At 35.5% G+C, this 23649-nt stretch carries 24 protein-coding genes; 6 read left to right on the forward strand and 18 right to left on the reverse strand.

Annotation, left to right across the window (positions count from 1 at the left end; genetic code table 11):
• Positions 1-8 precede the first annotated feature (8 nt).
• A complete protein-coding gene (locus AC3B6D_RS08005; RefSeq protein ID WP_489775373.1) occupies positions 9-779 on the reverse strand; it encodes an SDR family oxidoreductase in 771 nt (256 codons plus the stop codon).
• Between the two features lie 169 nt (positions 780-948).
• Between AC3B6D_RS08005 and AC3B6D_RS08010 the strand changes: the two genes are divergently transcribed.
• Positions 949-1443: a cupin domain-containing protein gene (locus tag AC3B6D_RS08010; protein WP_489775374.1), complete on the forward strand. Its 495-nt coding sequence runs from the start codon at positions 949-951 to the stop codon at positions 1441-1443.
• A 124-nt stretch (positions 1444-1567) separates the two neighbouring features.
• On the opposite strand, the gene AC3B6D_RS08015 is transcribed toward AC3B6D_RS08010, so the two are convergent.
• Both AC3B6D_RS08015 and AC3B6D_RS08020 read right to left on the reverse strand, forming a co-directional pair.
• Positions 1568-2659, reverse strand: a complete 1092-nt coding sequence (locus tag AC3B6D_RS08015; RefSeq protein WP_489775375.1) for a CAP domain-containing protein — start codon at positions 2657-2659, stop codon at positions 1568-1570.
• 37 nt (positions 2660-2696) lie between these two features.
• On the reverse strand, positions 2697-3095 hold the full coding sequence (locus tag AC3B6D_RS08020; protein WP_489757993.1) for a MerR family transcriptional regulator: 399 nt from the start codon (positions 3093-3095) through the stop codon (positions 2697-2699).
• 85 nt (positions 3096-3180) lie between these two features.
• Between AC3B6D_RS08020 and AC3B6D_RS08025 the strand changes: the two genes are divergently transcribed.
• The gene (locus tag AC3B6D_RS08025; RefSeq protein ID WP_489775376.1) at positions 3181-3990 is read left to right on the forward strand and encodes an aldo/keto reductase; all 810 of its coding nucleotides are present in this window, start codon (positions 3181-3183) and stop codon (positions 3988-3990) included.
• 128 nt (positions 3991-4118) lie between these two features.
• Here AC3B6D_RS08025 and coaBC read toward each other — a convergent pair whose 3' ends face one another.
• Together coaBC and AC3B6D_RS08035 are read right to left on the reverse strand one after the other, a co-directional pair.
• Complete coding sequence (gene coaBC, locus AC3B6D_RS08030; RefSeq protein WP_489775377.1) at positions 4119-5330, reverse strand: bifunctional phosphopantothenoylcysteine decarboxylase/phosphopantothenate--cysteine ligase CoaBC; 1212 nt, start codon at positions 5328-5330, stop codon at positions 4119-4121.
• A 21-nt stretch (positions 5331-5351) separates the two neighbouring features.
• Positions 5352-6059, reverse strand: coding sequence for a hypothetical protein (locus AC3B6D_RS08035; RefSeq protein WP_489775378.1), 708 nt, complete (start codon positions 6057-6059; stop codon positions 5352-5354).
• Positions 6060-6353: 294 nt separating this feature from the next.
• Here AC3B6D_RS08035 and guaB point away from each other — a divergent pair, with 294 nt between their 5' ends.
• On the forward strand, positions 6354-7493 hold the full coding sequence (guaB, locus tag AC3B6D_RS08040; protein WP_489757989.1) for an IMP dehydrogenase: 1140 nt from the start codon (positions 6354-6356) through the stop codon (positions 7491-7493).
• A 234-nt stretch (positions 7494-7727) separates the two neighbouring features.
• Here the strand turns inward: guaB and rpiB are convergent, their stop codons facing one another.
• The 6 genes from rpiB to AC3B6D_RS08070 form a co-directional block, all read right to left on the reverse strand.
• On the reverse strand, positions 7728-8213 hold the full coding sequence (rpiB, locus tag AC3B6D_RS08045) for a ribose 5-phosphate isomerase B (protein WP_489775379.1): 486 nt from the start codon (positions 8211-8213) through the stop codon (positions 7728-7730).
• Positions 8214-8267: 54 nt separating this feature from the next.
• A complete protein-coding gene (gene gndA / locus AC3B6D_RS08050; protein ID WP_489775380.1) occupies positions 8268-9662 on the reverse strand; it encodes an NADP-dependent phosphogluconate dehydrogenase in 1395 nt (464 codons plus the stop codon).
• A 168-nt stretch (positions 9663-9830) separates the two neighbouring features.
• Positions 9831-11159, reverse strand: a complete 1329-nt coding sequence (locus tag AC3B6D_RS08055; protein WP_489775381.1) for a GntP family permease — start codon at positions 11157-11159, stop codon at positions 9831-9833.
• Entirely contained in the window at positions 11156-12472 is a 1317-nt protein-coding gene (locus AC3B6D_RS08060; RefSeq protein ID WP_489775382.1) for a four-carbon acid sugar kinase family protein, read from the reverse strand. Before AC3B6D_RS08060 ends, AC3B6D_RS08055 begins: the two co-directional genes overlap by 4 nt.
• Before the next feature lie 371 nt (positions 12473-12843).
• Positions 12844-13857 (reverse strand): 4-hydroxythreonine-4-phosphate dehydrogenase PdxA, encoded by a 1014-nt coding sequence (gene pdxA / locus AC3B6D_RS08065; RefSeq protein ID WP_489757984.1) that lies wholly within the window; start codon positions 13855-13857, stop codon positions 12844-12846.
• A 28-nt stretch (positions 13858-13885) separates the two neighbouring features.
• Positions 13886-14644 carry a DeoR/GlpR family DNA-binding transcription regulator gene (locus AC3B6D_RS08070; protein ID WP_489757983.1) on the reverse strand — a complete coding sequence of 253 codons (759 nt, stop codon included), beginning with the start codon at positions 14642-14644 and terminating at the stop codon, positions 13886-13888.
• A gap of 484 nt (positions 14645-15128) precedes the next feature.
• Here AC3B6D_RS08070 and AC3B6D_RS08075 point away from each other — a divergent pair, with 484 nt between their 5' ends.
• Entirely contained in the window at positions 15129-16526 is a 1398-nt protein-coding gene (locus AC3B6D_RS08075; protein WP_489775383.1) for an MFS transporter, read from the forward strand.
• Between the two features lie 272 nt (positions 16527-16798).
• On the opposite strand, the gene AC3B6D_RS08080 is transcribed toward AC3B6D_RS08075, so the two are convergent.
• Together AC3B6D_RS08080 and AC3B6D_RS08085 are read right to left on the reverse strand one after the other, a co-directional pair.
• On the reverse strand, positions 16799-17155 hold the full coding sequence (locus AC3B6D_RS08080; protein ID WP_489775384.1) for a type II toxin-antitoxin system PemK/MazF family toxin: 357 nt from the start codon (positions 17153-17155) through the stop codon (positions 16799-16801).
• A complete protein-coding gene (locus AC3B6D_RS08085; RefSeq protein ID WP_489775385.1) occupies positions 17152-17328 on the reverse strand; it encodes a type II toxin-antitoxin system PemI/MazE family antitoxin in 177 nt (58 codons plus the stop codon). Before AC3B6D_RS08085 ends, AC3B6D_RS08080 begins: the two co-directional genes overlap by 4 nt.
• A 329-nt stretch (positions 17329-17657) precedes the next feature.
• On the opposite strand from AC3B6D_RS08085, the gene AC3B6D_RS08090 reads away from it, so the two are divergent.
• Together AC3B6D_RS08090 and AC3B6D_RS08095 are read left to right on the forward strand one after the other, a co-directional pair.
• Positions 17658-18842 carry a CAP domain-containing protein gene (locus AC3B6D_RS08090; RefSeq protein WP_489775386.1) on the forward strand — a complete coding sequence of 395 codons (1185 nt, stop codon included), beginning with the start codon at positions 17658-17660 and terminating at the stop codon, positions 18840-18842.
• 76 nt (positions 18843-18918) lie between these two features.
• The gene (locus tag AC3B6D_RS08095; RefSeq protein WP_489775387.1) at positions 18919-20112 is read left to right on the forward strand and encodes a CAP domain-containing protein; all 1194 of its coding nucleotides are present in this window, start codon (positions 18919-18921) and stop codon (positions 20110-20112) included.
• Between the two features lie 327 nt (positions 20113-20439).
• Here the strand turns inward: AC3B6D_RS08095 and AC3B6D_RS08100 are convergent, their stop codons facing one another.
• From AC3B6D_RS08100 to AC3B6D_RS08120, 5 genes are all read right to left on the reverse strand, one after another.
• On the reverse strand, positions 20440-20706 hold the full coding sequence (locus tag AC3B6D_RS08100) for a helix-turn-helix domain-containing protein (RefSeq protein ID WP_489757978.1): 267 nt from the start codon (positions 20704-20706) through the stop codon (positions 20440-20442).
• Positions 20696-21061, reverse strand: coding sequence for a type II toxin-antitoxin system RelE/ParE family toxin (locus AC3B6D_RS08105; RefSeq protein WP_489775388.1), 366 nt, complete (start codon positions 21059-21061; stop codon positions 20696-20698). The genes AC3B6D_RS08100 and AC3B6D_RS08105 overlap by 11 nt, the downstream gene beginning before the upstream one ends.
• Positions 21062-21351: 290 nt before the next feature.
• A complete protein-coding gene (locus AC3B6D_RS08110) occupies positions 21352-21429 on the reverse strand; it encodes a putative holin-like toxin (protein WP_489775441.1) in 78 nt (25 codons plus the stop codon).
• 767 nt (positions 21430-22196) lie between these two features.
• Positions 22197-22568 carry a hypothetical protein gene (locus tag AC3B6D_RS08115; protein ID WP_489775389.1) on the reverse strand — a complete coding sequence of 124 codons (372 nt, stop codon included), beginning with the start codon at positions 22566-22568 and terminating at the stop codon, positions 22197-22199.
• 169 nt (positions 22569-22737) lie between these two features.
• Positions 22738-23607, reverse strand: a complete 870-nt coding sequence (locus AC3B6D_RS08120; protein WP_489775390.1) for a DegV family protein — start codon at positions 23605-23607, stop codon at positions 22738-22740.
• Positions 23608-23649: the final 42 nt, after the last annotated feature.

A 23649-nucleotide genomic window follows, 5' to 3' on the forward strand; every position in this document is an offset into this window, starting at 1 on the left:
ATTAAAATTTATAATTCATTGGCAAATACAGCTGATAAACCGCCATCAACCGTGATTTCTGTACCAGTAATAAAGGCACTTTGATCACTAGCTAAAAAGAGCACTGCTTGACTAATATCTTCAACTTGGCCTACGCGCTTTAAGGGCGTTAACTGGGCGCGGTGTTGTTGTTTAGCCTGTTCTTGTTGCGGTGAGCGTCCCAATTCTCCGGTCGCTGCTGGTGTGGGGACTACCCCTGGACTAACAGCATTAACGCGAATTTGCCGGTCTTGTAAATCAGCCGTCCAACTATGAATAAAAGAACGCACTGCAGCTTTAGAAGCGGCATATAAACTAAAATTCGGAATTCCTAAATTAGCGGTAACTGACGTATTTAAAATAATTGAAGCGCCTGTCGTCAATAATGGTAAGACGGCTTGCACTGTTAAAATCGTTCCTTTGACGTTCGTGTTTAAAACTTGATCAATTTGCTTGGAAGTCATTTTTCCTAAAGCAATATATTGACCTACACCCGCATTGGCGAAAACAATGTCTAATTGGCCTGCTTGTTCTTGAATAGTTTGCGCAACTCGTTGCATATCATCAAATACACTAACATCCGCCCGAACATAAGCACTGTTTTTACCAAGTTGTTGCACAGCTTGTTGGAGAACTGGTTCTCTTCTACCCGTAATATAAACGAAGGCTCCTGCTTCAACTAAAGCTTGTGCTGTTGCTAAACCAATGCCAGAATTACCTCCAGTCACCAACGCGACTTTATTAGCTAATAATTTGGTCATTACTTAATTGTTCTCCTCTCCTGTAGATTGTTATTGATTGTAAACCCTGAAGTTTACTTCAGAGCAAGTCTTTCACATTCGATTACTAATAATTATTTTTCACGGCTTTGATTTCTTGTTAGAATGTTCTTATTACTACTCATTAAATTTCAGAAGGGACGTTTGTCACTTGTCATTAAACATTTCTACAATTAAAACTGCTTTAAATTTAAATCCCCATCCTGAAGGAGGTTACTTTAAAGAAACTCAAAGAAGCTCACAATTAATCTCCACTCCCCAGGGTCAACGCGCCTTATATACTTCGATTTTATTTTTATTAACGGCCAATAATCCTTCGCATTTGCACCGATTAAAATCCGATGAAACTTGGTACTATCATCTAGGTGATGCTTTAGATGTCCATTGCTTATTCCCTGATGGGAGTTACCAATTGCTTAAGATTGGTCCGGACATTCAACACGGCCAACAATTATCATATACAGTACCTAAAAATACGATTTTTGGTTCCAGTGTCGAGCAAGGATTCAGTTTGGTTAGTTGTGTCGTCGCTCCTGGTTATGATGAGCGAGATTTTGAATTATTTACTCAACAAGAATTAATTAAACAATATCCCCAACACGCTAACTTAATTAAAAAAATGGCCTACGAACAGTTAGATTCATAGGCCTTTTGTTTATATTATAAAGTTGTGAAATTGCATTTTGTTACAACAAGTGGTTCAACTAAATCCCCCTCTTTAATTGCTGAAGATCCGAACACAACTTAGGAAAATGATTTATCGTAAACATTTAATGATCATATTTTCCTTGTGGAGCAGGAGCATTATTATAGTTATTAACTGCTGTCACTTCAGTATAATCAAAATCTGTTTGTGGCGTGGCAAATGTTTGTACGGTATACATCAGTCCCGTCGAATCGATAGCCACACCAATACCGACTTGCGTATAAAATGGGCTCAGCATATTTTTGCGGTGACCATCATTAGTGCTGTAATACTCATGAAAGAAATCGCTAGTTGCTAAAATGGCATCTTGTTGCGGCGTAGACTGCAGTTCATTTTGATCAAGATTTTCACCCATTAAAGCATAGGAATTTTGCGGATACACATTTTCATACCATCCATCATGGTCATCTAATTGCCCCTTAGCTGCTAAAGTTTGGGCCCGCTGCATAGAAAACTGTGTTAATGCGGTATTTTCCTGTAAACTGGCTAAATTATTTAGAGATCGTAAACGATTTAACTCTTGTAGCATGGCCTCCTTAACCACACTAGCGTCAAAATCTTGTTGGGCTTCTTGGTTAGCCGTTGCCGTGGAATGAGCCTGTGAATTATCAGTCACCACGGTGATGGGCGACATATTATTAGTAGTTGCAAAGTTCACATAGACATCCTGCGCATTGAGCCATTCGTTAGCAGCAATTTGATAGTAAGTTTGATTACGGATAGTTTTAATATGGCCTACTTTCCAATCAGAAAAATTGGCTACGGTTTGCCGTAATACTTTTTGTCCTTGGTTGTCATATAAAGCAGCTACTTTTTTCTTAGGCGTAATGACACGCGCAACATGATAGGCATACTGACTAGGAACAAAGTTATTGGTACTACTGGAACTTGGTAGCCACAAATTAGGACCAATCAAATACATTTTCTGACCATTAATGACTTGAATATCACCCACGCGCCAAGAGGTCTGGGCAGCAACGGTTTTACTTAACTTATCGCCTTTACGATCAAACAATGGTGTCGTCGGTTGTTGAGTGGCAGTTGCGACTGGATAATTAAAATCAGCAGCTTGGACTGGCTGTTGGTCATGATTAAAGGCAATGATCACAAAGGCCAGGCTGCTCAATAGTACTGTTAAAATCTTTTGGTGTTTCATATTAATTCTTCTTCCCAATTTAAATATTCAATCTTAATTAAGCCCATGTTTTTGGATTTAATTGATCTTGCTGCGGATTTTTTAAAGACTGTGCGTAAATTTCTTTCTTGTGCTCTAAATACTGTAGCCGTTGCTTCGTCTCAACTAATTGTTCTTGGGTCTTCAGATATTGTTGTTGAATCAATTCGTAACGTTGCGGTATGGTTTGCGAACCTTGTAGACATAAATCAACATACTGTTTAACTGTCGCTACACTCAGTCCGGATTGTCTTAAATAATGGCAACCTTGTAACCAATTTAATGAGGCTTGATCAAATAAACGTCGATTTAAATGATCACGTTGCACGGTCGGAACTAATCCCCGATCAGTGTAAAAACGGATGGTATATTCACTTAAGTTTAATTTTTTCGCGACTTGTTTAACTGTTAACAACATAGCTATTCCCCTTAATTAAAGTCTTGCATTCGTGTTACTCGAAGGTAGTAAGATAACTATACAACTAATTAAAGGAGGTTTCAAAATGACTGATATACCTAAAATCACTTTAAATAACGGTGTACAAATACCACAGGAAGGTTTTGGGGTTTACCAAATTGCTAATGAAGCAACTCAACAAGCAGTCCAATCTGCTTTAGACATTGGTTATCGGGCAATCGACACGGCGCAAGCCTACCACAATGAGCAGGCGGTGGGCCAAGCTATTAAAGACAGTCCCATTAATCGCCAAGATATTTTTTTAACAACTAAGGTTTGGGTTTCAAATTACGGTTATGATAAGACCAAGTCTTCCGTGGAAGAGTCATTAAACAAATTACAAACCGACTATTTAGACTTGGTATTATTACATCAAGCTTATAATGATTACTATGGTGCTTACCGCGCCCTGGAAGACTTATATCAAGCCGGTAAGATCCGGGCAATTGGCGTATCTAATTTTTACGCTGATCGTTACGTGGATTTAGTTAAGTTTAATCAAGTCGTACCAGCCGTCAATCAATTGGAAACCCATGTCTTTTATCAGCGACAAGCGGAACGACCTTATTTAAAACAACACGGTACTAAATTAGAGTCTTGGGGGCCCTTTGCTGAAGGCCGCAATAACTTCTTTCACAATGAAACTTTAATCCAAATTGGATCTAACCACCATAAAACTGCAGCGCAAGTTGCTTTACGTTATTTAACTCAAATGGGAGTCATTATTATTCCTAAATCCACCCATCCAGAACGAATGCAAGAAAACTTAGATATTTGGGACTTTGAACTAACCGCTACCGAATTCCAACAACTTCAGCAACTTGACAAGCTTATTTTTCGATCATCGCGATCCTGAAGTGGTAGACTCCATCACGGACTTTAAACTCTAGGTACCAACTATCTATATAGAAATAAAAAAAGCAGGATTGACTGAATCCCAGAACTGCCAATGGATTCAGAGTCTTCCTGCTTTTTTATTTTTAACTAATTGTGCTGTTTATCATGAAACAAACGGACTAACTGATCGACAATCAAGTCCGCAATGGCTGTTTTAGATAACAACTCCGTTGTAATCGGGGCGTGATTTTTTTGCAGCATGGTCACTTGATTGGTATCCCCGTTAAAACCCACTCCCGGTTGAGAAACATCATTAGCTACCACTAAATCTAAGTGTTTACTCTCTAATTTATGTTGCGCATTAGCCTGTAAATTCTGCGTTTCTGCTGCAAAGCCGACCGTTACTTGCTGTGGTTGTTTAATTTGAGCGACAGCTTGTAAAATATCGGAAGTTTTTTCTAATTCTAATGTCCAAGTTTGCGCGGCAGTTTTTTTAATTTTTTGTTTAGCAGTGTTAACTGGACGAAAATCAGTCACCGCCGCCGCCATCACCAGGCCATCGCTTATAGAAAAATGCTTTAACACTGCAGCTTGCATTTGCGCACTTGTTTGCACTGCCACCATATCAACGCCAGCAACTGGAGCTAGTTTAGTTGGACCGCTAATTAAAGTTACCGTGGCTCCTCGTTGTCTTAAAGCTTGCGCAATTGCATAACCCATTTTACCGGATGAATCATTAGCTAAAAAGCGCACTGGATCAATCCGTTCGCGCGTCCCGCCAGCTGTTACTACAATATGTTTACCAGCTAACGCAGTTGAACGCGTTAATAAAGTTTGAATTTGAGCCATAATCTGCTCAGGTTCAGCCAGGTGTCCCTTGCCTTGATAGCCTTCTGCTAAAAAACCCACCGTGGGTTCCACTATTTGTACACCATCAGCCTGTATGGCTTGTAAATTACGCTGAGTAGCTGGATTGAACCACATTTGATCATTCATGGCTGGTACTACCAATTTAGGTGCTTTAGTCGCTAGTAAGGTCAAACTAGCCAAATCATCTGCTAAACCGACAGCCATTTTGGCAATCAAATCTGCGCTCGCCGGGACCACTACTGCTAAGTCCGTCCATTGGGCTAATTGAACGTGTAAAACTTTATCGGCTGTAGTATCAAACATATCTGTGTAAACCGGACGCTGCGCTAAAACTTGAAAACTTAATGGGGTAACAAATTTCTCTGCAGCTTTAGTTAACACTACTTGGACTTGTGCTTGTTGTTTAATCAGCAGACGGGTCAACTCTAAGGCCCGATAAGCCGCAATACTACCTGTCACAAACAATGTAATATGTTGATTTTTTAACATTGACTTTTTCCTCAATAATCTTTAAGCAATAACCTTGGCTTGTAAGCCAAATACCACAGCCATCATGATGGCTAATTCGTAATCAATACATAACTCGCTTTGTCGCCAAGCACTAATTAACGGCGCTACTGGCGGCCAAGTTTGATGGGTTCGCTGTTCAAAAAACTCTTTGGTAATTTCGATTTGTCGCGGATCTGGCCAAATATACATGAGTTCTTCAAATGGTGACATAGCTGTCGGTGCAATTTGAGCTAAAGCTTTGATCCGCTGTTGAATTACCGTTGGTAATTGACTTTTGGGACACATCAACGCTTGTTGTGGAGTTTGTTGCCAAGAAATAATCGATTGCCACAGCCGGTTTTGAGCTGCAGTTTGTGGCACAAACTTATTTTCTCGCAAGGTGACATAATGAGCAATTACTGCAACCAACACTGCGTGTTCATATTGATAACTATCAGCACTATTTTTCATTTGCCAGACAGCTTCGTCTACTTCTAACCATGGTTGGTGAAATTTGCGTTCAAAACTGGCTTTAATATCCGTAATTTGTTCTTGCTCTGGAAAAATATAAGTCATCAAAGTAAACGGCTGCAACTGTGCAAATCGTGTAAAATATTGTTTTCTTTTTTGTAATTCTAACGGTAAAGCTTGTTGTGGTGCTTGAATTTGTCCTTGATCATTAAATTGCCAATTATAGATAGCTTTATGTAAACGTGTTTTTTGATCCAAACTAACCACCTTCTTTTCTTTAAGTTTGTCCTAGGTAAAATTTTATAATCTTTTAAACTAAATAACAATCCTTTTTTACGCTGTCCAGCTGACTCAGAGCTGAGCAATTAGAACTTATTATTCATATTCAAGATAGCATTTATAACTATTTTGCAAAATCAATGAACTTTTTTTAAAAATCAAGTCATTTAAACAAGACGATTTCATCTCAAATTAAGAAGCAACAATTGACAAAGCCTTAATTTATGGTAAATTAATATCAATTTACATAATCAAATTCTTATAGGAGGGATTTTGTTGCAAGCACAGGAAAAATTTTTAAAACAAGGCTTAACTTTTGATGATGTTTTATTGGTTCCAGCAGCTAGTGATATTTTACCACGTGAAGTTAAGTTGGAAACTCAATTGGGAAATAATCTCAAATTACACTTACCAATCTTAAGTGCTGGAATGGATACTGTCACAGAAGAACCCATGGCCAAAGCCATGGCTTTACAAGGTGGTCTAGGTGTTATTCATAAAAATATGAGTATTCCAAGCCAAGCTCAGCAAGTACAAGCAGTTAAGGCTGAACTAGCCACCAGTAAAACTGCAGCTGTTGATGAAAGCGGACACTTATTAGTCGCCGCTGCAGTGGGAATCACCAATGATACTTTTGACAGAACACAGGCGTTGTTAACTGCAGGAGTCGATGCCATTGTGATCGATACCGCCCATGGACACTCAAAAAGCGTCTTAGAAAAAATTGCCGAAATTAAAAATCACTTTCCAGATCTAACCATCATTGCGGGTAATGTCGCCACTGCTAGTGGTACCCAAGCTTTATTTGATGCTGGCGTTGATGTAGTTAAAGTGGGGATTGGTCCGGGATCTATCTGTACGACTCGTGTGGTCGCTGGTGTCGGTGTACCGCAAATTACTGCAATTTTTGATGCGGCGCAAGTTGCACAAAAAATGGGTAAACAAATTATTGCTGATGGTGGTATTAAATACTCTGGTGATGTTGTGAAAGCTTTAGCCGCGGGTGGTAATGCTGTAATGTTAGGCAGTATGTTAGCTGGCACTACAGAAGCTCCAGGAGAAATCTTTAGCGATGCTGCTGGGCAACAATATAAGGCGTATCGTGGTATGGGCTCCTTAGCTGCTATGCAAAAAGGCTCATCTGATCGCTATTTTCAAGGTAATGTTCACGAAACTAAAAAATTAGTTCCGGAAGGTATTGAAGGTAAAACCAAATATAAAGGTGATGTTGCAGATATCTTATTTCAAATTGCTGGTGGTTTGCGTTCTGGTATGGGTTATGTGGGGGCACATACCATTCAAGATTTAATTGATCATGCACAGTTTATTCAAATTACTAACGCGGGCTTAATTGAATCACATCCTCATAATGTAACTATTACTCATGAAGCCCCTAATTATAGTGGTAAATAATGATAAATGACTTTTATAGATAATTAATCTCTAAACAATATATCTCTGTGAAAGTATTATTATTTTAATAATCACACTCAAACTCAAAATTTAGATAAGCAACAATTAAGCGACGTTAAACATTATTACATGTTTAGCTTCGCTTAATTTTATAGCAAATATAATTACAATTATTTTTAAGTTTTCATGACTTATTTGCATATTTTTCAGGGTTATATCATATATCTCAGAACCCTAATTTTCTTTCAATAGTCTCTCAAATTCAATCTCATCATTCTGATCTTCAGCATTCAATTCTGCAACCCTTCTAGCATGCCTCTCACCTTCAAAATCTGTTTCAAGCCACATCTTAACAATTAATTTGGCTAACTCTTCTCCGACTACTCTTGAGCCAAAGGTTAAAACATTGGCATTATTATGTTTTCTTGACATTATTGCACTATAAGGTTCACTACATGTACATACTCGAATTCCTTTAACTTTGCCTGCTGCAATGCCAATACCAACACCTGTACCACATATTGCAATGCCAAAATCATATTTGCCAGAAGAGACTTTGTCACCAACTAGCTTACCATACCTAGGATAATCAGTACTTTCTAAGCTATAGGTACCAACATCATCAATAATTAATCCTAAACCTTTTACGTAATCTAAAATACTATTTTTCAATTTAAATCCTGCATGATCTGAACCAATTACAATTTTTCTAATTTTCATAAATATTTTGTTACCTTCTTATAAGTTACGTTTAAATATCAGTGTAGTAAAATACTAAATTTCTTCGTACCATTCGTTATGAAATGTTCCAGATTCATCATTACGCTGAAAAGTATGTGCCCCAAAGTAATCCCTCTGAGCTTGAATCATATTAGCAGGTAAATCATTTCTAGAAATTGCATCCAAATAACTTAAAGCGGCAGTTAAACTAGGAACTGGTAAATGATTTTTAATGGCTAATTCAACTACTTCTCTCAAAACATCAATATATTTAACAACTTTTGTATTAAAATATGAATCTAACAGGATATTATCAATTTCTGAATCTTTTTCATATGCTTTTTCAATATCTTTTAAGATATCTGCTTGAATAATACAACCTGCTTCAAAGACCTGCGCAATATTTTTTAACTTTAAATTCCATCGATATTTTTGGCTTGCCTTACTCATTTGTTCAAAGCCTTGTGCATAGCTAACAATAGTTGCTAAATACAAACTTTGCTCTAATTTCAGAATCAAATCATCGCTTATTCTACAACTATCAAGATTACTTTGTTTTAATTTTAACGTATATTCTTTATCTGAAATAAAACGTGCAAAAACAGCAGACGTTATCAAAGATATTGGAGCTCCAACCTGCATGGCTTCTTCAACCATCCAATTACCTGTCCCTTTATAACTTGCTTTGTTTAAAATAACATCAAGCATGTATTTACCAGTTTTCGAGTCTTTTGCTTCTAAAATATCTTTTGTTATCGAAATTAGATAACTTTTTAATTCACCATCGTTCCATTCACCAAAAATTTCACTCATTTCACTATTTTTCATATTGAAAACATTTCTCATTAAATAATAAACTTCTGAAATACTCTCCATAATTCCATATTCTATTCCGTTATGAATCATTTTGACATAATGGCCTGAACCTTCTGGGCCAATATACGCAACACAAGGTTTATTATCTTCTGTTTTGGCAGATATTTTTTCTAAAATACTCTTAACTTTTTTATAAGCCGCTTTATCACCGCCCGGCATAATAGAAGGACCATGTAACGCACCTAATTCACCTCCAGAAACACCCATACCAATGTAATTAATTCCGCTTTTAGTTAAATATTTACTCCGTCGATTTGTATCTCTAAAATTAGAATTTCCCCCATCAATTAATATATCTCCCTTGCTCAGTAAACTTTTAATATTTTCAATAACTTCATCAACTGGTTTACCTGCTTTGATCATTAAAATAATTTTTCTAGGTTTTTCTAAAGAATTGACAAATTCTTGTAAGTCATAAGTCCCGACAATTTTTTTACCTTTAAACTGTGAGACTAAATCATCAGTTTCTTTTCTTGTAATATTATAAACAGAGACTGAATAACCATTTTTACTAATATTAACAGCTAAATTTCTTCCCATAACTGCCATTCCCATTACGCCAATATTTTGCATTGTAAGTTCCTCCCATTTTTTAGTTACACTACACAATAGATATTATAAACTTTCATGATAATTTAAACGTTTGACACAAAACGATAAATCCTAAAAATAAAATGTAAAAAATACAAATTAGCATAATGTTTATCACATTAATTTGTAATTTTCTACATTTTTATTTTGCTATATAAATATATTTAAAATTAATATTTCAATTCCACCGATAAACCAACAAACAGTAGTAGGAATGGACCATGTCCATATTTGTTCTTTTGTATCCTTAACACCAATGGAATCATTAATTGCCCAGAAATAACTATCATTAAAATAAGAAAACACCATTGCACCCATACAAGCGGCTATATTAGCAAGTACAGGATTAATACCCAAAGTTGCTACCATTGGAGCTGTAATTGAAGCTGTTGTAAATATTGAAACTGCTCCAGAACCTTGAATAATACGAAGTAAACTTGCAATTATAAATGGAACTAAGATTGCAGGTATCCCAGTATGAGCAACACCTTCTGCAATAACTTTACCAGCACCGCTTTGATTAACAACATTTCCTAAAGCTCCGCCAGCAGCAATCAAAACCAACGTCTTGCCGCCGCTGACAATTCCGTCATCTAGAGCTGCAGAAACTTTCTTTCTATCTACACCACGAAGCAAAGTAAATACTCCGATCAATAAACCTAATCCCAATGCAACCACTGGAGCTCCAATAAATTGAATTACTGAACTTAAGGCTTTATTCATAGCCACTCCCTTAAGTGCCCCAGCAAGTAAAATAAGTACAACCGGAATTAAGATAGGCATAATTGCTATAGTAAAAGACGGTTCCTTTGCAGTATTGGATTCTTCCAATTCGCCTTCTTCATCATCTTCAGCGATTCTATGATATTTTTTACCAATCCATTTAGCATAAAAATTAAAAAAGATCGCTAACGGAATACCTACAAGGAAGCCTAAAATCATATTTTTTGAAATACTAGCATGAAACAGCGCTGCTCCTCCTAAAGGACCAGATGCAGGCGGAACTAATTCATGACTCCAAAGCAATCCGCCAGCAAGTCCAACACCTAAAGAAGTTAAGCTCGTGCCAGTTCTTTTAGATACATCTTTAGCCAATGGAAAAAGCATTAAAAATGCGGGAACACAAAAGATAGCCAACGACGTTATAAAACCAGTAATTATCATAGCCATCACTTCGTGTCCTTTGCCCAAAACTTTAACAAGTTTCTTGCCCATTACAGCTGTAGCACCAGAAACTTCCAAGATTTTGCCAATCATCACACCAAAAGCAATTAGAATACCCAAACTTGCCATAGTATTTCCAAAGCCATTTTTTAAAGCTTCAACTGTTTTTAATGGATTCAATCCACCTAAAACACCTGTTAAAAGTCCGCCAATGATTAAAGACGTAAAAGCATTCAACTTGGATTTAACAAGTAATAGTACTAGTACTATAATGGATACAATTAAAGCAATTACCATTTGTGTTGTGCTACTCATGCTAATCCCTCCCCATAAAACGAATTTGAAATTTTAGTGGAAAGATAGTTTGAACACTTATTAAGGGTGGTTTTATCTCCAATTAAACCACCTTTAGTAATAATAGGCATTTTGTCAAGAGTTCCGCCAATAACTCTTCCATACACAGCCAATGGAACGATCTCATCTTTAATTTCAATTCCTTGTGCTCCATTTTCTTGTAAAAACGCTTTAGTCACATCACCACCAGAAGTATACACACCACCAATTTGGCCGCCACATTTTTTAATAATATTGAAACCTATCGCAGCCATAGAGTTACAAATTTTTTGTGAAGCTGTTGAAATTGTTAGACCAGCTTTCCTTGATTCTTCTTTTAGATCAATCTTGTCTTTCTTCTCCACCATTGTAGCTACCAAAAACTGTAAATTTTCATTTAGATGAGATACTACCTCTTTCACTGCCTTTAAAATTTCTTCTTCTCTCTTATCTTCATACAGAAAATTACGTGCATTCGGTTTTACAATAAAAGGTGCATATTCCGCACGAAATTGGGCTATTTGATCTTCTACAACACCGCTAACGCTTCCAATTAGATATAACGCTTTCTTTTTTTCCTTATAAGATTTCTTGGGACTAATTTCTTTTAGTAATGAGCACGTAAACGGACCCGGGTCTACAGAAATAAAAGGAACTTTAGAATCAATAACAGCCTTAGCAATTGTATCAATATCTTCACTAGTACAAGAATCAAACATTATAATTCTTGCGCCATTAGAAATTAAATCTATAATGGTATTTTTTATAGTATCAACTCCTTCCAGAACACATTCCATTGAAATAACGCCAATTGGCTTATTTGACTGTTGTTGTAAAATACCCGCTACTCTGGAACTCAATACTGGACTAGTTGGATCATTTCTTACATCAGTATTTTCCAACATTACTCCATCAACTAGCTCATAGTTACCAATAACTATTTTACCTGAGCTGGGAAAAGCGGGAACAACCATGGCAGTTACATCATCACCCAACGCATCCAGCATTCCGTCTATTTCTGCACCTATATTACCTCTTAAAGTAGAGTCAATACGTTTATTGTAAAAAACAACTTCATCATTTTTTACTTTTTTTGTATATTTATATACTTTGCTGTAAGCATCTTTAAAATCATCACCACGACTATCCGTATGCAACCCCAGTGCATCATAGTCTTCAAAATTTTCAATACTATCTATCGTATCAATCGTGCCAACTTTCAAACCATTTTTTGCTAAAAGTGAATTTGAAACGTTAGAACCAGTCAAGTCATCTGCTATTATTATTGATTTCATCAGCTTGTCCTCATTTCTTATTATTTTGAATTTAAAATATAATCAATTTCCTGAAAAATTAACTATCTATTCTTAAATATTAATAAATAAAAAAATCTCTTTGACTCACCAAAATTATATCCATAAAGGTAAATTATTATTTTTAACGTTCAACAATGCTGTAATTAGCAACTAAACTTAGCATTTTACATAACCGAACTATATAACAATTCAACGTATAAACTAAGATGATCAACTTCATACAGCTGAATTTATTTACAAACATTAATAATCAAGCGAAAAAGTTAACGCTTACAAAAAACGGTTAATATTTAGGCAATAACCTTAGCTATTACCTAAATAAAAATTACTCAATTTTCCCTAAGCAAAAACTACTTTGCTTCTTTGGACTTTCTAAAGTTTCCAGCATAAAGTGAAGCCAATCTGATTGCCTCGTCTAAGCTCTTTTCCCGGGCGATACCTTTTCCTGCTATATCAAAGGCTGTTCCATGATCAACTGACGTTCTTAAATACGGCAAATTATGAGTAAATGAAACTGTTAAATCTGGATCCAGGGTTTTCGTTGCAATATGACCTTGATCATGATACAGAGACAAAACACCGTCATATTTTCCCATGTTAGCTTGATAAAATACCGAATCCGCTCCAACAGGACCATCTACATTAATATTTTCACTTTTTAACTCTTTGATGGCTGGTATAATATAGTCAATTTCTTCATTGCCAAATAAACCACCATCTCCAGAATGCGGATTTAAACCGGCCACTGCAACGTGCGGATTACTAATACCTAAGGTTTTAAGAGCATTAACTGTTAACTTAACATATTTTTTAATACCCTCTTTTGTGATCAGGTCACAAGCTTTACGTAAAGGAACATGCTTCGAATAGAAAAATACTCGCAAATTTTGAACTTGAAACATCGTTAATGGATCTTTAACACCTGTTAAATCAGAAAGAATATCTGTGTGCCCAAGTGTCTTAATTCCAGCTTCTTGGAGTGCTTCTTTATTCAACGTTGTCGTTACCATCGCTGAAACACCATCATTAACACATAAGTCGTTAGCTTTCTTTATATAATCATAAGCAGCTTGTCCACATTGTGCCTGAACTTCTCCATATTTAAAGGTTGTCATATCAACATTATTCAAATCAATTAAATCAATAACACCTGCTTCAAATTTACCTTCTGATAAATTATCAATTACATTTATTTCAATGTCAGATTTAACAATTTTCTTAACATTTTCTAAAACATTTTTGTCCCCGACAACTACAATCTTAGCTTTTTGATGGATTTCAGGTTTACCAAGCGATTTAACCACTTCCTCGGGTCCAATACCCGCAGGGTCTCCCATAGTGATTACAATATACTCTCTTTTCATAGTAATCTTTTCCTTCTTTACACAATCTTCATACAATTAAAAACTTATTTACAAATTTTTTTGGAATTTCGTGAGCAAAATCTCCTAAATCATCATCAGTTATAACGTAATCTATATCTAAAAAATCTGCAAAATTGATAAAAGTTGATTTTTCAAACTTTGAACTATCTGCCAGAATAATGTTTAGCGAAGAATTTTTTATTGCATTGGACTTGAGCTGCGATCTTGCTTCAGAACCTGTTTGGAAACCTAATCTAGAAATCGAATCACATCCGATAAATGATAAATCAAAATTAAATTTTCTGATTTTTTCAACTGTATCAACACTACTAGACGAATAGGTCTTTTGTGAAAGACTTCCTCCCACAAAATATACGTTTTCTAAACCTGCATCTAACAACAAAATAGCTGTATTTAAGTCAACAGTTACAATAAACAATCCTTTAATTTCACTTATATAAGGAATCAAACACTTAACTGTAGTTCCTGCATCCAAAAAAATGGTTGAATTATCATTAACAAATAAAGCTGCCCGATGAGCTATTCTCTCTTTTTGTTCTATAAGTTCACCTTTTTTAATACTATACGGTTTATCGCTGATAGAAAGTTCTAAATCAATAGCTCCACCAAATGTTCTCTTGAGTAACCCTTTTTCCTCCATCTCGGAAAGGTCTTTTCTTATAGTAACTTGAGAAACATTCAATCTTTTTGCTAAATCTAAAACCGTTACCTTCTTTTCCTTCTTTATTAATCGGTTAATAAAATTTTTTCTTTCTTCACTGTACATTTTTTCTCACTTTCGTTCATGAACAATTTTAATATATCATAGCTTTCATTTAGTTTCAATATATTTCTTTACCTTTTGAAAGGTTACGAATTAATTCTTGCCTAAGCCAACCCTTTTTCTATTGAAATAAATAAATCCACTATTGATATTAGCAACAAAACAATACTCCCAATGATTACTAAATGATTTTTACTTTTTAACTTCAAGATCATTTTATAATCAAGGTAAAACTCACCGTCGTTACGCAAGTAACTTATAATATTCAGATTAGATTATACACTTTTATAACCTTTTAATTATGCTTATTGTTGGCTAATAGTCGTATTCTTAAAGTTTTTGCTCTAAAAAGACTTAATAGTAGTAAAAATAAAAAATAATTTAAAGTTAGGCTTACGAATACTTTCGAGTTTGAACTGAACTCATCCAAAAATAGGCTTCGTGTTAAAATGATATGGTATCTAATTTTTAAAGTGAGGATTTTTCAATGAAACAAAATGTTTCCTGGTCTACCAAACTGGCAATTCTATCAGCTGGTTTGTTAACTTTTATCGGTATCTTAGTCGAAACTTCGATGAACGTTACCTTTCCAACACTTATGAAGGAATTTCATGTTAATTTAGCCACCATTCAATGGGTCACCACCGGTTATTTACTCTTAGTGACTATTGTGATGAGTACCACTTCTTATCTAATTAAACGATTTAATGCTCGCAAATTATTTATGACGGCCACTGTTATGTGTTTGGTCGGAACTTTAATTTGTGCCAGTTCTACTAATTTTACGTTTTTAATGATTGGTCGTTTACTTGAAGCAGTAGCTACAGGCTTATCAACACCAACTTTGTTTCATATCATTATGTCCTGTGTCCCGCCTTACAAAATGGGAACCTATACCGGTTTTGCAACAATGATTACTTCTTTTGCACCAGCATTGGGACCTACATACGGGGGAATTGTCAACAACTACACCTCTTGGCGCTGGATTTTCATTGGTGTCCTACCAATTATTATTCTTATCATGATTACTGGTTGGCTAACTATTAAAGTGAAAGCGCAACACAATCAACCGCCGTTTGATTGGCTGGGATTAATTAGTTTAGCAATGACAATGGTCACTCTAATTATTAGTTTTGATCAAGCAGGAGCACACAGCTTTACTAGTTGGCAATTTCTTGTTAGTTTAGTGATCACTTTCATCTTTGGCGGTTGTTTTGGCTGGCATCTCAAAACTAGTCACAATCAACTTTTAAATTTTAAAATTTTAAAAGATCCAATTATCGCCAATCGTGCCATTAATTTCTTTATTTTGCAATTTATTAATATTGGCATTTCCTTTGTGATTCCTATTTTATCTGAGCAAGTTTTAGGAACTAATTCCATGTTAGCGGGACTAATTTTATTACCCGGTTCTTTGTTAGGTGCTTTTATCGCCCCTATTGCCGGTAATTTATATGATCATTTTGGTGCTAGTTTACCGCTAACTATTTCTAACTTAACTATTATTGTAGGTGCCTTAGCCTTTACCATTTGGACAGGTCAATTAAATATTGCTCTAATTGTTTTCTTCTACTGCTTCATGCGTGGAGGATTCAATTTAGGCTATGGCAATACGATGTCAGACGCTAGCAAACACGTTGAGCTCACTGCTAAGCCAGATGTGAACTCGCTTTTTAATACATTGCAACAATATGCTGGATCATTAGGAACAGGGATATTATCCGCCATTATTTCGACCAAACAATTAGCAGCTGCTGCTCCACAATTAAAGGCAGTGACAGCTCAAGGTTGTCAACTAGACTTTGGCTTGTTAGTAGTCTTAGCAATAATTGCCTTACTATCTACTTTAATTAGCCAACATTATCTACACTCAACCACAGCTTAAATCTTAATTATCATGTTAAAACTCTATAATAATATTTCTCCGCACCAAACGGTGTATGCACCATTAACAACCAATTAACCTTGCACGATAACTTGCAAGGTTTTTGTTTACATAAAAATATCCTAACTGTTGTTTTCAGTCAGGATATTTTGAGTTTTTTCTATTGCTAAATCTTTAAGGGTAAAAAACTTGTATGTGTGTTACTGTTTTAACACCAATGTTTTTATATTGCTAAAAACTTGAGAATACACCAACTCATGTGAACTACAATATTAATTAACTAATGGAAAACTAAAGTTATATAAAAACAACTGTGAAATTTGGAAAAAATCAGCATCATCAATATGTTCAATAAATTCTACATTTCTGCCAGAATGTTCAGTAATATCAAATGAGTGAACTTGTCTGACAACCACTTGTCCCTTAGTTTGATAACCATTTAACTGATAATATCCGTGCTTGTTATTCCTAACAGTTGAAGCAATGGGGCTTAAAATAATGAAACCAGTATCTTGGTTGTAAGCATCTCGACTTAGAATTAAAGCTGGACGCCTTTTCTTGATCTCTCGTCCCCTCTGAGGATCAAAATTAATCCACACAATGTCTCCTTGACTTGGTTGATACATCATTCTTTGTCCTCATCGAATTCTAAGTCATCCCATTCGTCAGGTTCATATTGATTTTCAAAATCCGGATTTGAATATGGATCTTCCACTTTAGGAACTAATTCGTAACCGCCACTATTCTTAGGAACGAGTAACCATTTTTGGTCTAACTTAAAATCTTCCTTCGAAACAGGCAAACACAGGGAGCTAACTCTTCTAACAACGGTTAATAATTTCATAAGATTTCCCATTAATTTAATATATTAAATACATTAAAAATGTTAAATCGTTACCTTCAAAATAATTCGAGATTAGATTGTGAATAAGGCTTAATGACTAATGATCAAAGGTCAAATCACTCAAAATTAAAGTCTTCATTTAAACTAAAATTAAGCTGAAAATTGGATTAAAACTTGCTATACTTATATTCGTTTAGGGGGATCAAAACCTAAATTCTAGCAAAAGACAGTTCACTTTTGCCAAAACAATCATGTACCAAAAAGAATATTGAGAGGAAGTATTTTTTATGAAGTTTAACAAGTTTTATTCACTATCAGCTGCTGCTTTACTAGCTTTAGCTCTAGGTGGCACAGCACATGCCCAGAAGACTAATGCTGCTTCTTATAACTACCCTGTGGCTACTGCTACTCAAAAGCCTAATTCTCAGCTGTACGATTCCAAAGGTAAAGCTACTACTCAAGTAGTTCCTGCTAATACTGATTGGCGTGTTAGTGATATTCAAACCATTAATGGTCAAAAGATGTATAAAATTGCACCTAACACTTGGCTACCTAGTTCGGAAAGTTATAACAATTTTGCCCCAACTAGCTATAATTACCACGTAGTACGGGCCATTGCTCCTAAAGCTAAATATGCAGCACTTTACGACAACAATTTTAAAGTGATTCCAGAACGTGTAGTTCCTAACTTCTCTGATTGGAAAGTTGGTAAGACTCAAGTTATTAATGGCAAGACTTTCTACAAAATTGATGATCATGAATGGATAAGTTCTGATGATGGTGTTGCTAACTTCTCTGTCAATGGAGCTAATAGCTCTAGTTCCAACACTACTTCCAATAATTCCACTCCAGACTATTCTACTAAGCCAGAAGATGCCAATGGATTACATTGGTACTGGGATGCAGATGCAGGTAAATGGTTGTCTCAAGTAGGCAATAGTTCCAATTCCAGTAACTCAAGCACCTCCAATTCAGGTCAAAACTACTCATTTGACGCCCAAGCCACTCAGCAAGCTATGATTAAAGAATTAAACCGCTTGCGTACTATGAATGGCTTAAATTCGCTCCAAGAGAACTCTGAACTATCTAGCTTTTCTATGGCACGTGCCCAACGTTTAGCTGATGCGGGACAATTGGATAACCATGAAGGATCTTATTCATCACAACACCCAGATCTATTTGCTGGCGAAAATTTAGGTGAGCAACCTATAGAATCAACAACGGAGCAAAATGCTATTACAGCTACTAGTGGATTTTTCCACGATTATGGAGTACCAGGAGCCGGCCATAGACAAAATATGCTAAATCCGTACTTTACTCAAATTGGAATGGGAGTAGCCAAAAGTGCAAATGGGTACGTTTATATCGTTCAAACATTTTATACACCAAATTCACAAATAAATAATGATAATTACAATGATCTAATTAACTATTTGAATTCTCCAACGCCAACTGGTGTATATGATCACTAGCAATCAAACAACCTTGCATGATAACTTGCAAGGTTTTTATTTGTACCAAAAAGAATATTGAGAGGAAGTATTTCTTATGAAGTTTAACAAGTTTTATTCACTATCAGCTGCTGCTTTATTAGCTTTAGCTCTAGGTGGCACAGCACATGCCCAGAAGGCTAACGCTGCTTCTTATAACTACCCTGTAGCTACTGCTACTCAAAAGCCCAATTCACAGCTGTACGATTCAAAAGGTAAAGCTACTGCTCAAGTAGTTCCTGCCAATACTGATTGGCGTGTTAGTGATATTCAAACCATTAATGGCCAAAAGATGTATAAGATTGCACCTAACACTTGGCTACCTAGTTCGGAAAGCTATAATAACTTTGCCCCAACTAGCTATAATTACCATGTAGTACGAGCCATTGCTCCTAAAACTAAATATGCAGCACTTTACGACAATAACTTTAAAGTAATTCCTGAACGAGTAGTGCCTAACTTCTCTGATTGGAAAGTTGGCAAAACTCAAGTTGTGAATGGTAAGACTTTCTACAAGATTGATGATCATGAATGGATAAGTTCTGATGATGGCGTTGCTAACTTTTCTGTAAATGGGGCCAACAATACAAGTTCTAATACCGCTACTAATAGTTCTACTCCAGACTATTCTACTAAACCAGAAGACACAAATGGCTACCATTGGGTTTGGAGTCCAATATTTAATGAATGGGTATCAGACGCACCAAGTAATGGTTCAAACACATCTTCAAGTTCCTCAAATTCCGGTCAGAACTACTCATTTGACGCCCAAGCCACTCAGCAAGCTATGATTAAAGAATTAAACCGCTTGCGTACTATGAATGGCTTAAATCCGCTCCAAGAGAACCCTGAACTATCTAGTTTCTCAATGGCCAGAGCTCAACGCTTAGCTGATGCTGGTCAATTAGATAACCATGCAGGATGGTACGGAAATGAATACCCTAACAATAGCTTTGGATTACTAGAAGAAAACATTGGAGAAGATAATATTCAATCTACACCAGAGCAAAATGCTATCACTGCTACAAGTAGTGCATTTCACGATTACGGCGTACCTGATCATGGTCATAGAAGAAACATGTTAAACCCCTATATCACAGAAGTAGGTGTAGGCGTAGCGTCAGACAATAAAGGAAATATGTTTACTGTTCAAACGTTCGCTACACCTCAGTCAGGCGTAACACAATCAAATATTGATGCTATTAATGCATATAATAATGGTCCAGCCCCAACAGGTGTTTATGATCACTAACAATCAAACAACCTTGCATGATAACTTGCAAGGTTGTTGTTTACATAAAAATATCCTAACTGTTGTTTTCAGTCAGGATATTTTTGAGGTTTTTCTATTGCTAAATCCTTAAGGGTACAAAAACAAAGTTATCGTTCCATTTGAACCTTTCATTGTTTTTCTATTGCTAAATCCTTAAGGGTACAAAAACCATAAGATACCCCCTCTAATTGGCTCATTTGTTTTTCTATTGCTAAATCATTAAGGGTACAAAAACAGCAAATCCATGATGTGAATTCCGGAGGCAGTTTTTCTATTGCTAAATCATTAAGGTTCAAAAATCTAATACTATTCGAATTTGACAACTAGTCTTTTACCCATAGCATGAGCTACTGTAGCTAATTTGTCAAAGGTTACATTATCACCGCGTTCTATACGTGCTATAGTTGGTTGTGGTACACCAGCACGTTCAGCAAGATCAGCTTGTGTTAATCCTGCTGCTTCACGGGCTTTATACAAAGCTATTGCACTGGCAGACCGTTCTTTTTCCAAACGATAAGATTCTGCAAATTCTGGATCTTTTAATTCTTCTTTTACGATATCATTAATTTTCATTGTTAGACTCAAACTCCTTTCTTAAAGATATTGCATGATTGATTTCTGACTTAGGTGTTTTAGCTGATTTTTTAGTAAATCCATGAGTAATTACATACCTAGACCCGTGAGCGTGAAAATATAACACCCGTTGAATATTGGTAGATACTTTACTACGGATTTCATACAGATTCTTTTCACCTTGTATCTTTTTAACCCAATTAAGACGTTGGGCAATTAATAAGCCCTGATCTTGTGTATCAGTTATAACTCGCAAAATTTTAGCACGATCAGATATAGGTAGCTTTTTCAACCATTCCCCAAATTCGTCATGTCCATTTTGCCGTCTATATGACTCAAATACTGGTTTTTCCATATTCTTATTATATCATTAATGTTTTTATTTTACTATATATAATATTTATTAATTAAAGGTAAATTATGAAATTAAATGTTTCTACAATGGATTAAATTTTGAGACTTTTCTATTGCTAAAACGTTAAGGTTCAAAAACTTTATTGCCTGTGTTATCATTGATATTGAAAAAGGGATCAGTGTTAGAGCGCCAATCCCTTAGCGATCCGCTTTAAAGGCGGTGACAAGTTATTAAAAACAATATTAAATCATCCTATAACTGGTCAAAGTTATGATAGGACGATTTTTTTATTACTTTTTGTTGTTCATGATTGTGGCAACTAATGTGCCAAAAGTAATCATTAACATTAATACCTGATAGGTACCCAAGTAAGACTGGATGTCCTTTCTGTTGATTCTTCCGTATTCTCATACGCAAGCACCGCCTTGAGAACAAACAGTCACCGCCCATAAAACTTATCGCACTAACTATTTTAGCACATGAACTAGATTGAACCACTTCTCAATTTTGGGAAATGATTTTTTCTAAAGAATATGTTATATTGGTAATGAAAAAGGATCAGTGCTACAACACCAATCCCCTAGATAAAGTTGCCAAAGCGGCAGCTATTCAAATTTTAACTTTAAAAATTGAGAAGCCATCAGCTCCTGCACAGAGCTAAGACCGGCTTCTTTTTTACTTTGAATTTCGATATTTTAGAATATCTATGACTGTATTTAACAATTTCATGAATCGCTTTTACAGCCAAATAGATAATTTCTAAAACAGCAATCATCAAAGACAATTGGTTTTGCATTTACAGTTTTTACACCATAAGCACCACCCCATTTCTGAAATAGCCCCGCCTTAGCATTTAACTTTACTACTATATAGTTCCTTATGCATCAAGGTTTAAAACATTCAGCAGTGATGTGATTGTAAGAATATTGATTTTGTTTTTTCATCGACATTGAAAAAGGATCAGTGCTGCAAAACTGATCCCTTTGGTACAGTTACTAAATTAGCAACTAATCATATTTAAATTACAATAAGACTGTTAACTTTAAGATAGTCTTATTTTTAATGATAAATTTTCTTAACATTAAATGTAGCAAAGCCTAGAATTAATTGTACAACGTTTAAAATAGACACTCTACTACGAATTTAATTTAGATTTTTTATGATTATAGTAACCAATTAAGAGAATTAAGGTAACTATTAACAATAAGAAGATCCCGGCAATAATAAATAAATTCATTTTGAGAGTAAAATCACTTTGAAAAACAATTGTCACAATACTGACGATCATTAATGTAGACACCACAATATCCCATACTGGGGTATTACTTGGACGAATTAATAAGAAGGTCAAAATCAAGACCACAACTATCATTACAATAAGATTAAGCCAAATTAGCTTTTGAGCAAAAGCAGTTTCATTACGAAGCTGTAATAAATTAAAAATAGACAGCACCATTGATATCACAGCCAAAATCCAACTCAACCAATTTAATTTTTTAGTATTCACTAGCTAATCCTTCCTTTCATCCCAGTTACAATGAAATTATATCACAATCAACTATATTTATTCCTACCTTTAAAAAAAGACCAGCACAAAAAAACGATTCAGACAAATTTTAACAATCTGCGAATCGTTTTTTAATTGAAAGTTTATATCTGGTAACTGGACTTAATTATTATTTCATTTTTTCAGTATCTTTCATCCAGCCTAAGGCCATCGCCTTTTCACCCAAATGTGTTCCAATAACCGGACCAAAATAAGTTTGCTCAATGGTGACATTAGGAAATTTTTGCCGCAAATGCGCAGTCCAACGATCATTTTCTTGCGGATCATTCGCATCAATCACTAGTAAACGATACGGAAAATCAGCTTGTTTTAAAGCTGTTTCAAAACGTTCCTCACTCTTTAAATACGCCTTTTTTTCCGAACGAACTTTGCCATAAGCCACAATTTCATCTGATTGATTATCAAATGTTAACAACGGTTTAATATTCAGCATTGTCCCAATCACAGCTGAGGCATTGGATAAGCGCCCACCCTTAACTAAATTGTTTAAATCCTTAACAACAATATTCTCATCAATCGTTGCGCGTAAAGCATCTAATTGTGCCAAAATTTCTGTAAGACTAGCACCATCTTGAGCCAATCTCCCAGCTTCCATAGCCAAATAGCCCATTAATTTAACAGTAATCCGTGAATCGTAAGGAATGACTTTAATATTTGTTTTAGTAGCCGCTAAAGTCTTTAAACTATTAATAAAGCCCGAAATTGTAGCGGCTAAATGAATCGAAATCACTGCTTCATAACCTTGATCAGCTAAATTATCATATAATTGATCCATCTCACCCAAACTTGGTTGTGAAGTCTTAGGTAGTTCTTTTAAATTACGAACTTGGTCATAAAATTCCTGGTTCGTGATATCAATACCTTCCCGATATACTTGCCCTTGAATAATGACCGGAATAGAAACAACTGTAATGTTATAGCGTGCCGCTTCTTCTGCAGTTAAATACGCAGTACTATCAGTTACGACGGCAATTTTCATGTACTACCTCACCCATTTCATTTGATTACTATCAGATAAGTC

The sequence above is a fragment of the Bombilactobacillus sp. ESL1097 genome, assembly GCF_058107205.1.

Bases quoted from the DNA above. Each gene is read 5' to 3' on its own strand.
- AC3B6D_RS08005 (WP_489775373.1), bottom strand. From the start codon at position 779: ATGACCAAATTATTAGCTAATAAAGTCGCGTTGGTGACTGGAGGTAAT.
- AC3B6D_RS08015 (WP_489775375.1), bottom strand. From the start codon at position 2,659: ATGAAACACCAAAAGATTTTAACAGTACTATTGAGCAGCCTGGCCTTT.
- AC3B6D_RS08020 (WP_489757993.1), bottom strand. From the start codon at position 3,095: ATGTTGTTAACAGTTAAACAAGTCGCGAAAAAATTAAACTTAAGTGAA.
- AC3B6D_RS08025 (WP_489775376.1), top strand. From the start codon at position 3,181: ATGACTGATATACCTAAAATCACTTTAAATAACGGTGTACAAATACCA.
- coaBC (WP_489775377.1), bottom strand. From the start codon at position 5,330: ATGTTAAAAAATCAACATATTACATTGTTTGTGACAGGTAGTATTGCG.
- rpiB (WP_489775379.1), bottom strand. From the start codon at position 8,213: ATGAAAATTAGAAAAATTGTAATTGGTTCAGATCATGCAGGATTTAAA.
- gndA (WP_489775380.1), bottom strand. From the start codon at position 9,662: ATGCAAAATATTGGCGTAATGGGAATGGCAGTTATGGGAAGAAATTTA.
- AC3B6D_RS08055 (WP_489775381.1), bottom strand. From the start codon at position 11,159: ATGAGTAGCACAACACAAATGGTAATTGCTTTAATTGTATCCATTATA.
- AC3B6D_RS08060 (WP_489775382.1), bottom strand. From the start codon at position 12,472: ATGAAATCAATAATAATAGCAGATGACTTGACTGGTTCTAACGTTTCA.
- pdxA (WP_489757984.1), bottom strand. From the start codon at position 13,857: ATGAAAAGAGAGTATATTGTAATCACTATGGGAGACCCTGCGGGTATT.
- AC3B6D_RS08070 (WP_489757983.1), bottom strand. From the start codon at position 14,644: ATGTACAGTGAAGAAAGAAAAAATTTTATTAACCGATTAATAAAGAAG.
- AC3B6D_RS08075 (WP_489775383.1), top strand. From the start codon at position 15,129: ATGAAACAAAATGTTTCCTGGTCTACCAAACTGGCAATTCTATCAGCT.
- AC3B6D_RS08080 (WP_489775384.1), bottom strand. From the start codon at position 17,155: ATGATGTATCAACCAAGTCAAGGAGACATTGTGTGGATTAATTTTGAT.
- AC3B6D_RS08090 (WP_489775386.1), top strand. From the start codon at position 17,658: ATGAAGTTTAACAAGTTTTATTCACTATCAGCTGCTGCTTTACTAGCT.
- AC3B6D_RS08095 (WP_489775387.1), top strand. From the start codon at position 18,919: ATGAAGTTTAACAAGTTTTATTCACTATCAGCTGCTGCTTTATTAGCT.
- AC3B6D_RS08100 (WP_489757978.1), bottom strand. From the start codon at position 20,706: ATGAAAATTAATGATATCGTAAAAGAAGAATTAAAAGATCCAGAATTT.
- AC3B6D_RS08105 (WP_489775388.1), bottom strand. From the start codon at position 21,061: ATGGAAAAACCAGTATTTGAGTCATATAGACGGCAAAATGGACATGAC.
- AC3B6D_RS08120 (WP_489775390.1), bottom strand. From the start codon at position 23,607: ATGAAAATTGCCGTCGTAACTGATAGTACTGCGTATTTAACTGCAGAA.